The sequence below is a fragment of the Listeria monocytogenes ATCC 19117 genome (assembly GCF_000307025.1).
GTDB classification, from domain to species: Bacteria; Bacillota; Bacilli; order Lactobacillales; family Listeriaceae; genus Listeria; species Listeria monocytogenes_B.
This window is the reverse complement of the sequence record NC_018584.1, coordinates 685705-697830: the sequence shown is the minus strand read 5'-3', so window position 1 is coordinate 697830 and position 12126 is coordinate 685705. Positions and strand designations below refer to the sequence as shown.

9 protein-coding genes are annotated in these 12126 nt (G+C 36.8%); all 9 read right to left on the bottom strand.

Annotated features, from left to right (window positions below; genetic code table 11):
• Positions 1–30: 30 nt before the first annotated feature.
• Positions 31–735 carry an HAD family hydrolase gene (locus tag LMOATCC19117_RS03385; RefSeq protein WP_003724375.1) on the bottom strand — a complete coding sequence of 235 codons (705 nt, stop codon included), beginning with the start codon at positions 733–735 and terminating at the stop codon, positions 31–33.
• Between the two features lie 89 nt (positions 736–824).
• The gene (locus LMOATCC19117_RS03380) at positions 825–2093 is read right to left on the bottom strand and encodes a class II D-tagatose-bisphosphate aldolase non-catalytic subunit (RefSeq protein ID WP_003727239.1); all 1269 of its coding nucleotides are present in this window, start codon (positions 2091–2093) and stop codon (positions 825–827) included.
• Positions 2094–2119: 26 nt separating this feature from the next.
• Complete coding sequence (locus tag LMOATCC19117_RS03375) at positions 2120–2428, bottom strand: PTS fructose-like transporter subunit IIB (RefSeq protein WP_003722830.1); 309 nt, start codon at positions 2426–2428, stop codon at positions 2120–2122.
• Positions 2429–2442: 14 nt separating this feature from the next.
• Positions 2443–3504 carry a PTS fructose transporter subunit EIIC gene (locus tag LMOATCC19117_RS03370; protein WP_003722829.1) on the bottom strand — a complete coding sequence of 354 codons (1062 nt, stop codon included), beginning with the start codon at positions 3502–3504 and terminating at the stop codon, positions 2443–2445.
• The gene (locus LMOATCC19117_RS03365; RefSeq protein ID WP_003741691.1) at positions 3505–3957 is read right to left on the bottom strand and encodes a PTS sugar transporter subunit IIA; all 453 of its coding nucleotides are present in this window, start codon (positions 3955–3957) and stop codon (positions 3505–3507) included. It lies immediately after the preceding gene.
• Between the two features lies 1 nt (position 3958).
• Positions 3959–5989 (bottom strand): BglG family transcription antiterminator, encoded by a 2031-nt coding sequence (locus LMOATCC19117_RS03360; RefSeq protein ID WP_003734454.1) that lies wholly within the window; start codon positions 5987–5989, stop codon positions 3959–3961.
• Between the two features lie 359 nt (positions 5990–6348).
• The gene (locus tag LMOATCC19117_RS03355) at positions 6349–6876 is read right to left on the bottom strand and encodes a cysteine hydrolase family protein (protein ID WP_003734455.1); all 528 of its coding nucleotides are present in this window, start codon (positions 6874–6876) and stop codon (positions 6349–6351) included.
• A gap of 42 nt (positions 6877–6918) precedes the next feature.
• Complete coding sequence (locus tag LMOATCC19117_RS03350; protein ID WP_003724373.1) at positions 6919–7194, bottom strand: hypothetical protein; 276 nt, start codon at positions 7192–7194, stop codon at positions 6919–6921.
• A gap of 96 nt (positions 7195–7290) precedes the next feature.
• Positions 7291–12075: a Cna B-type domain-containing protein gene (locus LMOATCC19117_RS03345; protein WP_014929036.1), complete on the bottom strand. Its 4785-nt coding sequence runs from the start codon at positions 12073–12075 to the stop codon at positions 7291–7293.
• Between the last annotated feature and the right edge of the window lie 51 nt (positions 12076–12126).

Genomic DNA, 12126 nt, shown 5'->3' with positions numbered 1-12126 from the left:
AAAAACCTTTTCCAAAAATGGAAAAAGGTCTTAAAATATCTCCTGTAAAATTGCGAATAATTGTTGCTCATTTTCAACACAATAATCTGGCTGAAATGCTGCCTCTGTTGGTATCAAATGTCCTCGTCTATTCAACCAAATTGATTTCCAACCAGCACTTTTTGAACCGATAACATCATTTTCGAAAGAATCGCCAATATAATAGGTTTCGGCACCCTTAATACCGATTTGTTCTTCTACTAGCTTAAATATTTTCTTGTCTGGTTTTTCGATACCGACTTTACCAGAAATGAACGTGTGCTCGGTTGGAATCCAATCATTGATTTGTAAATCATTTATTTTATGTTGTTGATGTTCTTTTGGTCCGTTTGTAATGATTCCCATCGTGATTTCGTTCTTTTTCGCCCATGTGAGAATTTCTTTAATCCCTGACGTAAGTTCGATTTTGCGTTGGTTTTGTTCGTAGGCGTGTTGAAAGGCTTCTGCTTCTTTTTTAGTAATTTGATAATCAAAATCATTTAGCGCCTGCGTAATCCGGTAAACGTGCATTGCTGCTTTCGGCATTTCGCCTTGGACAACGCGGTGATACACTTCATCACTATAAAATCGACTTTTAATATATAAATTTTCGATTTTCAGGTGGTCCGCTTTTCCAAAAACAGTTTTAAATGCGTTTTCAAATGGTTTTAATTGGTCATAAACTGTGTCATCAATATCAAAAATTAAATTAATCATCATTTCCTCCTGCAAAATTCACTCCTTTTACTCTACCATTAAATCAAAAAAGTAGGAAGAGCCTAAGCAAAGTGCTTAGACTCTCTACATCATTTAGCTAATTGTTTAATTCGGGTTGTGGCTCCTTTTAAATTGTAACATTCGGAGTAGTTGCGGATGGGACGTTTAATATGATCAATTACAAAGCGTTTTCCATCAATATTATTCGCAGCTAAATTAGCATATAATGTGTGGATTTCTTTCTTAACCATTGCATCATTGAATGTGTAATGACCTGCGATATCTAGGATTTCAAGTGATAAATCATCATCTTGCATGATTTCATTGATAGTAATATCTTTTTGTCCATCTAACATCCATTTGCGCCAGCGTTCACTTTTAATCGATTGAATGAGTAAAACTTCTCGTGCGTTAGAAGGAGTTTTGATTAAGCCATTCTCTACTAATTTTTGCTCTAACTCAACTAATTTCAAATACGCGCGAGTCTCTTCTGTTCCGTATTGCGGGGCTACATTGGTCGCTGTTATTTCTGATGGAATATGTTCTAAAAGCGTAACGTCATCCAGATAATCGCCATTATGCTCTTTCAAACCGACACCATATTTTTTTGCCATCTGAGCTAAGTCATAGGCGTTTTTGAAATTAAAGTGACCTACTTGCTCGGTTTTACGAGTTAATGTTCCCGTTTGCCCAACGATGAAAGTCGGTAATGGTAAATTTCGTTTTTCCAATTCCACTTTTAATTGAGTAATGAACTTTTCATACGTTTCTGTTGAAGTTAGCCCACCGTTTGTTTCTTCCGTTCCAACTTCATAACCGATTTCTGGTAGCCCACGTTTTTTTCGTTCTTCCTCACAAAATGCAATTAAATCAACCGTTCTTTCCAGTACAGTTTCCAGTGGAATAACTTTTCCCACTTCAAAAGGGTCTTTGGTCGGGTCAATCATTAATAAGTCAAAGCCAGCTTCAATATCCGCTATATAAGATTTTTTTCCTAACGCCATCGCCTTTTCTGTTGGTAAGTGATCATTTCTCTCTTGATCCCGTTGCCAAGGGCCTCCGTGATCACGGCATACATAATATAGCCCATCAAAGTCCACTTCTTTAGCCACTTCTTTAATTGCTTCAATAAAACTAAATTGGTTCCAGCCATTAACATATCCACCACCAAGTTCATCCGCATCTACTTGATTACGACTTGCAATGAACATAAGCGGGTAATCATCTTCTTTCGCTAATTCAAAACTTGCTTGTAAAAGATTGCGAGACATTGGTCCAACGCCGATAAGTGTAGCGCTATCTCCTGTTGTTTGTAATTTCAAAAGTGCTTCTACTGCTTTTTTTATTGGTAATTTCAATTAATTTTTCCTCCTAAAATCTGATTTCATTCGAACATGGTTTGTAACTTTTTAATTAGCGCGTCCGATTTTTTTATAATTTCTGAAACGCTCATTTTGACCACTTTTTTCCCTTTGAATCGTTGGCTTTCTCTTATTTCGACATCATTTGTGATAATGACACAATCTGCTTCCTCGATTTCTTTTGCAGTTAATTTATTTTCGATGCCAGAGGAGCCTTGTGTTTCTACTTTAATAGTGACGCCCATTTTTTTTGCGGAGAGTTCGAGTGATTCTGCTGACATATACGTATGTGCCACACCGCTTGGACATGAAGTTACTGCTACTATTTTCATTGTTATCATCCTTTCTAAATGTCTTCAAAATTAATATCTAAGTCATCTATGTCTTGCCCTTCCTCCAGTGCCTCGTCAAGCTCTGTAGCATCTTTCTTCAAAATTCGGAGCATAATTGCCGTCACAACTGCCCCAAGCGCAATGGAAGCAATATAACCAATCCGGTTATCAACTACAGGTAAAACGATCAAACCACCCCAAGGCGCGTGATTTAAACAACCAAATAAGAAAGCCGAAACGTTCCCTACAATCGAACCAACCATAATCGATGGAATGACCCGTAATGGATCTGCTGTTGCAAAAGGAATTGCTCCTTCTGTTATACCAACGCTTCCCATTAAAAGTGCTGCAATTCCCGAATCTTTTTCTACGCGAGTAAATTTCTTTGGAAATAGAAGTGTTGCTACGCCTAAACCAATTGGCGGTACACAAATCGCTACACCAACTCCGCCCATTAAATATGGGAGTGTATCTACTTGGGTTTGTGCAAACGTTGCTGCTACTTTATTTACAGGTCCACCCATATCAAAGGAAATCATCGCACCAAGAAGTGCACCTAGCGGAACTTTTGCTGCCCCTGATAAGCTATTTAGCGCATTTGTCATCCAATCCATAAAACCTGAGATTGGCTCTCCGATGAGGAAAACGATAATTCCACCCGTAATCAAAGTCCCAAGTAATGGATAAATGAAAATGGATCCTAACGTTCTCATCGAAGGTGCTAATTTAATTTTCTTTAATTGAATTACGACAAAACCAGCTAAGAAACCAGCGATAATACCACCGATAAATCCTGCACCAATTTCGTTTGCTAAGTATGCACCAATCATCCCAGGTGCCAGCCCAGGTTTATCTGCCATACTAAAGGCTATGTAGCCACCAAGAATCGGAATGAATAAAGCCAGGCCTGCTGCACCAATTTGGTTGAGTTTTGCTAACCAGCCCGCATCAGGAACGGCAGCTTGTCCGCTCAACATAACGGATAGCGCAAACAATATCCCCCCAGCTACGACAAATGGAATCATATACGAAGTTGCTGTCATCAAATGTTTTTGCAAAAATTTAAGCGTTCTCATTTAGTTATCCTCCTTCACACTTTTGTTTAATAGTGCCACTGTTGCCGTGTCGTCTAATTCACTCAATTTTGTTCGAAAATCTTCATGCATTAATAGTCTTGCTAGATTGGATAGTACTTTTAAATGTAAATTATTTTGGTTATCTCTAGGAACCGCGATTAAAAATACAATTTGGACAAATTCTTCCTCTTCAGTCCACTTCACAGGTTTACTTAATTTCCCAACAACGACGCAGGGTTCTTTTACGCCACTACTTTGGGCATGAGGCAAGCCGATTTCGTGTCCAATGTATGTGGATAATGTTCGTTCGCGTTCTAAAATAGCCTGTTCAAACAGGGATTTATCTGCCAAATAATCAGCTTTTCCTAAAATATTCACTAATTGTAGAATCGCCTCTTCTTTAGTATTTACATTGATGTTTGAAATAGACAAGAAGTCGATTTTCACACCCATATTATCTAACCTCCTCTTCATATTTTTTTATAATTCTATCTGCATCAATCGGATTTTTTGCTTGTTCTAATTTAGAAATAAAATCTGTTTGATAAGTCATTTTAGTTAAGGTAATAATTGCTGGAATTTGCTCTTTTTTATCTTTACTGGCGAGAATAAAAATGACTTTGGCTTGCTTCTCTCCAAATATAACCGGCTGTTCACTAATCAAAAGAGCCATACTATTCATCCGAACTAACTGGCTGTCATTCCCGTGAAACAAAGCAAATTCCTCATCTTTAACGGAATAAAAGCCTAGTTCTTCTTGAATTTGTTTGATATTCTCCGCATAAGCTGGAAGTACGAAATGATTATCAGATAGTAGCTTTGTAGCACGCTGAATGGCTTCTTGCCACGTTAAACTCTCTGATATAATCTGAATCGCATCTATTCCAATTAAATCACTTAACCCTAACTTTCGATTCGGAATACTAACATGCCCATAACCCAGTTCTTCCTTAATAACGCTAATAACTTGTTGCTTCACAGTGCCATCAAGGAAACTAAGCCGCTTATTAATCGCAAAGTAACTAGTCAAAATATTCTTCTTTTTTAAGCCTTGCTTTTCTAACTCCACTAAATCACACTCTTTTAAAACTGGGCTTACTTTGACAGTCGGTTTTGGTAGTGGGGTTGTCACTTTTGCTGTTGTAATGACTAAATCCACATCTTCCCAAGCAGTAAAATCTTTTAACATATATTCGGGGATGGTTGCGACAAAAGCGATTTGATACTCGCTATTTAGTGTATCTTTCATCATTGCAATTGCTCCGTAGCCAAGACCACAAACAAGTAATACATGCACCTTCTCCTCGCGCTGATTACGCTGAATACTCGCTAAAAAATGAATCGCCAACAAAGATATTTCACTCTCATTTTCGACGCTCTCAAGTAACGGGATAGTTTTAACCACCTTGCTTGTTGCTTGTAAAATATAGAGAAATTCAGTTGGAATAACATCAAAAGTATCTTCGTAAATTTGCACATTCCCTCTCACTCTTTCAATCAGTGGAGCTACATGATTTAGTAATCCTTTATACAAAATCGCATCTTCTAAAAAAGGCAAATTAAGTTCTTCACTCATAGATATGATTAGCGAATTTACTATCGTTTCTGTTGTAATTAAGTCCATTTCTTCATTCAAGCTTGCATACTTGTTCGTGAAAAAAACAAAGCCGACTAGAATATTTAACTGCTCCTGACTAAGCTCGTAATCTAATATCACTTCCATCCCTTGAATTAATTGGGAATTAAAAATTGGAAGTACCAGCTTTGCATCTTTAAGTGGATTAGTGACATCATTTTTTATATACCAGCAAAAGACTAAAATATTCGCTAAATACCAATAATACGATTCATCATTTAAAATCCAACCCATTTGTTTCAAAAGTTGCTTAGACCACTTGTTCACGCCATTTATATCAATGTTTTTAAGTGATACTTTCATCTCACCTAACATACATTTTCTATAAAAGTTTGTTTCTATATCTTCGTTTGGGATAAAATCAATGTAATCTCGCAAAATCCGAACGCGTTCATTCAAGAGAGCGTTTTCATTGCCGATTAATTTATAGCCTTGTTTATAAACCAATTGAAGATTCAACTTTTGCAACTGTACTTCCATTAACAATAAATCTTTTTTAATCGTAGTTCGCGAAACATTCATCCATTTACTTAAATGTTCCAAGTTCACCTTTTTAACATTGAAAAATAGCAAATACTGTAAAATATTGATTCTTTCCTGCGGAGCAAAAATATAAGTTTCTTTTTCCTCCAGTGCTAATTTGGCCAAATCAGCTGGTATAACTAACCTCCCTTTTCCCTCCTTCAAAATTGGTTTTAATTGATTAAGCGTAAGTGCGTCATTTATATTGTCGATATCATATCTAACTTTCCGCTCAGATATTTCGAGTTTTTTACTGATACCCCGAATACTCGACTCACTTTTGCCTTCTAAATACTTTATGATTAGTACCATTCTGCCACTTAACATCTCTATCACCTCTTTATACTAGTTGCGATAAAATGATTTAGAAGGCTTGCTCCTAATTCCATGTTAACGCCCTGTAAGCACTTCCACAATTTACATAATACGAAATAATTTTTTACAAAAACTACAAGTCTAGCTATCTCCTTTTCTAAAATTCAATCTAAAACGTTAACTAGTTCACTGTTTTATTATAACGGTTGCTCGATTTACCAACTAGACGACTTTTATGCAATTTGGCTAAAGAAAAACCGATCCAAGGAATTCTTGAATCGGTTTTATATATTACTTACTATTTTTTTAAATGCTGCTGTTTCCCAAAAAAAGAAAGAAGTGGTAGATTTATACAATTTCTTTCTAATTTATCAATTATGTTCCATTTCATTAATCGTTTCTTCCATAGATATACAGGTCGCGTAACGCTCAGGCCACATCCATTCATTATAGTACTTGTAACTATTCTCCCCTGACATAAAGTGGTTATCTTCCGTCGAATTGGCATGGGCGGGAACGATCATGTGAAAGCCATGTTCAAAACCACATTTCACTGTGGCGTCAATGCAAAAATCGGTTTGCAATCCTGCTACTACAATTTTCTTCGTTCCTTTTTCTTTGAGATAAGCAAGTAAGCCTGTTCCTTTAAAAGCGCTATTAACGCTTTTATCAAAAATTCTTTCGAGTGTGGTTGGTTGGAATTTTTCGTAAATTTCGAAGCCTTCTTTTCCTTCTGTAAGTTCTGTATTAGGTCCGTCGTCATGTCGTATATAAACTATTTCTATTTTATTTTTTCGAGCAGTGACGATTAATTGTTCTATATTGGGTACAAGTGAATCGAAATTGTATAGATTATTCGTCATAATTAATTTTTGTGTATCAACAACTAATAATATCATTCGTTCAGACCTCCGTAAGTGCTGTTTATATTATATCATAGCTTAGCCAGCTGTAGGTGCCACGTATGCCTTCCAGCCGCCAATCATTTCGTCTTTCTCCGACTTACTTAATAGTTGCATACCGATGACTTGATTGACGTTCACAGCTAAGCCTCGGCTGAAACGATTTACCCTGCTAGCTGAAACACAATTGATATACACATCATTTAAGCGAATAAGCTCTCCTTTTGTTTCCACAATTCCTACAATATACCCGATTGCTGTTACAAGTAAAACTGGCTCGCCGACTTCGATTGCTTGCAGTAATTCTTCTTTCATCATGAAGCCCCCTTATTTCATTTTTATTTGTATACCCGATTTTAACTTTATTCAAAAGAAAAACCGATCCAAGCTTACTCGGATCGGCTGTTTTCTTTATTTGGTACTTTTTCTTCTAAGGTGTAGACCTAAGAATAATAGTACTAATCCACCAGCAAATAGCAACATACCATTCGTATCACCAGTTCCAGGTAATTTTTTCGTTTTACTTGGTTTATTGGTAGAATGTGTATCTTTTGGTGTATCTTTTGGTGTATCTTTTGGTGTATTTTTTGGTGTATCTTTTGGTGTCGTTTTTGTTACTTTTGTATTCGTTAAGTCCATACCTTTTACTTTTACACTATAGCCAGATACTTGTTTTTCAGATACAGTATAGCTGTATTTTTCACCTGTTTTGTCTTTCTCTGGAAGGTTGGTAAAGTTGTATTTCCAATTCGATTTTGCTGTTACTTTGATTGGTGTTCCGTATGCTTTACCGTTTTGTAAAAGTTGAACTTCGATGGATGCGGGACGTGTTTTTTCATTGTCTCCCACCCAAGTTTTTGTGCCGCTCGCTGTAGTTACATTTTTCTCATCGGTTACTTTTGTATTGGTTAAGTTCATTCCATCTGTGGTTGTTTTGTAGCCTGGAACTGCTATTTCAGTAACAGAGTAACGATAAGCGTTGTTGTTAGCATCGGTTTTAGGTAGATCTTTGAAGCTATATTTCCAGTCGTTCTCTTTCGTTACTTTGACTGGATTACCATAAGTTTGTCCATTTTGTAAAAGTTGTACTTCGATATAGTCTGGACGGTCTTTGGCTGTGTCGTTTTTCCATGTTTTTTCACCAGAGACAGTGGTTTTTGGTGCATCTATTTTCGTGTTGATGACGTTCATTCCGTCGACTTTGGTTTCATAGCCTGGAACTGCTTTTTCGACAATTGTGTAGTTGTAAGCCGCTCCATCATTGGTTGTTTCTGGTAGGTTTTTAAATTCGTATTTCCAATCGTTATCTTTTGTAACTGTTACTGGGAAACCGTAATCTTGCCCATTTTGTTGCAGTTGAATTTCGATGGATGCGGGACGGTCATTTTCTGTATCGTTTTTCCATGTTTTTTGTCCGTCAAGATTAATCATTTTTACATCTGGTTTGATTAACGTGTTGTTAATATCAAGACCAGTGACAGCACTTGTGTAGTTAGCTACTGTATTTTCTAAAACTGTATACGTGTATTTATTTCCATCTGCATTTGTTTCTGGAACATTTTTGAATTCGTATTTCCAGTCGTCTGCTTTTGTTACAGTAATTGGGCTACCGTATGCTACACCGTCTTGCAAAAGTTGTACTTCGATGGAATCTGGGCGATCTGCTTCTTTGTCACCAGTCCAAGTTTTCGCGCCATTCACATCAATCATTTTCACATCCGCATGGTTGTCAATAGTAGCTGTTGTTGCGCCGTGATCATTATTGGTGATTTCAAGGCTTGTTTCTGTAGTGGCTGGAATGGATAAGTTGCCATTCGCATCGCTTTTCACTGTAACTGGATACTCTTTATTTTCATTTGATTCATAACCAGTTGGTGTCTTTGTTTCAACAAGAACTACTTTCCATTCTTGATTTTTAGAAGTTGTTTTATAACCTGTCGGGATGAAATTTGCTGCGCCGGATGAGTCTGTCATAACAATTTCATTACTATTTGTATCTTTGACCGGTTTCGTTAAATCTGCTTTTCCATTTTCATCTGCATAATAAGCTTTGAATTCATAGCCTGTCAATGCTGTTTTGCTTATATCATCTTGTTTTAGAAGATTTAAGTTTAATGGAACAACAGTTGCAACTTCTGACCCTGCTGCTTGGTTAACTAGTTTCGCGCCATATTTCACTTTTTGATAATTTACTTTGAAAAGAACGTTATATAGTTGCATTTGTGGAATGTCAACTGGGTTTGTGATATCTAATGTGTTTGCAGTTGCTTTTGCTTCTACCGCATACTTATCCGCAGCAAGTGGTACAGGATTTTCAAGTTCCCCGTCAATTTGGAAGCCCGTGTTTGGACTTGCCTCATAACCATTTACTTCTACATTAGAGATAGATTTAAAATTATCTGCAGCAATAATATCTCCAATGTTTATAGATGATTTATCAAATTCATAGGCACTTCTTACTCGAATTTTATAGCCAACTGACAAATTACCGTCTGCATCAGGAGTAGCTACATTATATTGGCTTCCACTTAAATATGCATTTGTTTTATTATCTAAAACATATTTTTTCGCATAGGCCGTACCGCCACCAGCATCCCAGTACATTTCGCTATTTTCATAAGAAGTAATAACTTTATCGTTGTAAGTGTATGTTGCTTTATTTTGCATGATACTGCTGTAGTCAATTTCGTCTGGATCAATTACCACAATCATATACACTTTATAAGCTGCTTTTGTTTCACTATACATCGGGTCAGCTGCCGGTTGTCCAAAATTAAGGGTTAGTGTACATGCATCTTTTGTTACGGAACCAGTTACACCCATTTTATCCGCGTTATTTCCGAAATACCTTACTCCAACGTCATTTAAAGTAGGGTTGGCAATACAAACTTGTTTCTCGGAATATAAGCCTTTTTGATAAACAATAACATCTTGTCCGTCTGCATTTGTGAATTTCGGTGTACCTTCAAATTTGTTCGTTGTAAAACCATAAATGTGTTTATTGCTAGAATTTAAACCAGCAATATCATATTCAAGCATTTTCAATCCTTTTGGAAGTGTATCTGTGAACGAAGAATTTAGTGTGTCTTCTACTCCAGATGGGTTAATGTTCATTTCATAGACCATATATGTTTTTGGTGAAGTAATTCTACCATCGTCGGCAAGAGGCGTATAGTCTTTCAAGGCAGAACCCATGATGTCGCTACCTATCATATTGCGCGCTGTTTTTTCTGCATCAGCTGCTGATAGACGTGTTTTTTCAAACACTTTTCCTTCTGATGGAATTACTTCTGGTGTTTTAATGAATGTGACATAATCAAAATCGAAATCATCTTCATCTTGTAAAGTCGCTGTTGATTTAGCATTTTCTTTTACAACATGTGGTTTTTCTTTTTGGAAGCCATCAATAGGTTTTACAGTAGAACCATCAACATTGCTAATCAGATCATTTCCTGGATTCATATCTGGCGTCGAATCTACATCGGTAATTGCTCCGTCTAAAGTAGAATCACCATTAAAGTTAGAAAATGAACCGATTTCTCCAGCCATGTAAAAGTCTACTGCGCTATAAGTCCCATCATCTGGCATGCCGATAGCTTTCATGTACATGGTCGCAGTTGCAGTTGCACCTGATGCCATGCCTCCAGAAAGTGTAATGGAGTAAACTTTGATATCACTCCACACACCGCCACCACTAGGTACGGTTGTTTCGTATTTCCATTTATCATTCGTAGTTTTGAAATCAGATGTATCATTATTTAGTTCATAACCTGCTGGTACATAGGCATAAACGACAACATCTTTTGTATAATTCCCTTGATTAATCGCTGTATATGTTACGCCAACTGTGCTTCCTTCTGATATAGAAACGGGCGTAGTTGTGCTACTAACAGCACCAATATATTTATTGTTTTTATCGTAAGTGGAACTAATTTTTGTCGTAATTGCCATGTCATAAACATCTTTCCCACTTGGTGTTACAGAACCAGATTTACCTTCGCCGCCTTTAGTTGGGCTTTTAGTAACATTAGTCAAATCTTTCGTTGGATCTGTTACTTTTGCTGCGATCGTTTTATAAATACCGCCACCATTTTTGGAGATTGTCTGAGCTGGGGAAAATGGTAATTCGTACCTAGTTGCGCCAGGGGCAAGGTTTGTTTGGTCTGCTGAAGCTACCCAGCCGCGTTGAAGCGAAGAGCCAGATGCAGTTGATAACGCCTGCCATTCTGGTGAGCCTTCCGTAATAATGGAAAAACCAGCTGGTAATTCATCTACCATTTTTTCTAAAACGGCATTTTCCGCTGAATTGTTCGTAGCATACACATAATAGAAAACTAGATCATCTTTTTCAGGTGTATAGTTTGTAGATGATGTAGCGACTTTAAGATATTTTCCAGTGTCTTTATCTAACCGCCAAGCAGAATCGATTGCTTTAGACGCGGTGAGTACACCATTATCTGTATCGGGAGTTGGTGGTGTCACGGGGACTTCAATATTACTAATATCTACGTCTTTATCATCTTCAATTACAATAGCTTTATAGTCATCTTTCGTTGTAATAGTCGTATTTATTGTTGCAAACATATCAAATTTAGCGTTAGTAAGCGGCTCATCTTCATATTTTGCCAAGGCTTCTGGGCTTTGGTTAAATTTGAGCGTGTAACCAATATACTCGACACCATTTATTGTTTTTGTTCCAATCGAGTTTTTCATGGAGTCGTCTGTAAAAACATTTTGTCTCGGTGTTAATCCATCAATTGCTGGATTAACAAATGTTACTTTGTCTCCTTGAAAGAAGTCTTTTTGTATCCAAAATGTATAAGTTTCATCCAATACTGATTCTGAATAGGATGGGATTGCCAAACTTATTGAAAACTTGAGTGAGTCTCCCGGTGCATAAGTTTGTTTTGTATTCCCGTTTGCGTCAGTTACTTTATTTGTAAAATTCCAGTCAACAGAGCCTTTTAGTAATTGCTTTCCATTAACTAGATTTTTAGTTGTCTCTCTATTGTCAGATGTTACGGTTGTTTTGTTTTCATCTGCTCCTTTTTGTTCATCTGATTGTGCTATTTGTTGGGTTGTTTTTGTTTGATTTTCTTCTGCTCCGGCGAAGATATTAGACCACGGAACCAATTGAAAAATAAGCGCAACCGCAACCATTACAACGAATACTTTTTGCCAGTTGTGTTTTAGCATGATAATTCTCCTTTTGCTACTAATTATTGAAATTACTCATAGTAGACTTTT

Coding starts and splice junctions, on each gene's coding strand:
- LMOATCC19117_RS03385 (WP_003724375.1), bottom strand. CDS start 735: ATGATTAATTTAATTTTTGATATTGATGACACAGTTTATGACCAATTA.
- LMOATCC19117_RS03375 (WP_003722830.1), bottom strand. CDS start 2,428: ATGAAAATAGTAGCAGTAACTTCATGTCCAAGCGGTGTGGCACATACG.
- LMOATCC19117_RS03370 (WP_003722829.1), bottom strand. CDS start 3,504: ATGAGAACGCTTAAATTTTTGCAAAAACATTTGATGACAGCAACTTCG.
- LMOATCC19117_RS03365 (WP_003741691.1), bottom strand. CDS start 3,957: ATGGGTGTGAAAATCGACTTCTTGTCTATTTCAAACATCAATGTAAAT.
- LMOATCC19117_RS03360 (WP_003734454.1), bottom strand. CDS start 5,989: ATGTTAAGTGGCAGAATGGTACTAATCATAAAGTATTTAGAAGGCAAA.
- LMOATCC19117_RS03355 (WP_003734455.1), bottom strand. CDS start 6,876: ATGATATTATTAGTTGTTGATACACAAAAATTAATTATGACGAATAAT.
- LMOATCC19117_RS03350 (WP_003724373.1), bottom strand. CDS start 7,194: ATGAAAGAAGAATTACTGCAAGCAATCGAAGTCGGCGAGCCAGTTTTA.
- LMOATCC19117_RS03345 (WP_014929036.1), bottom strand. CDS start 12,075: ATGCTAAAACACAACTGGCAAAAAGTATTCGTTGTAATGGTTGCGGTT.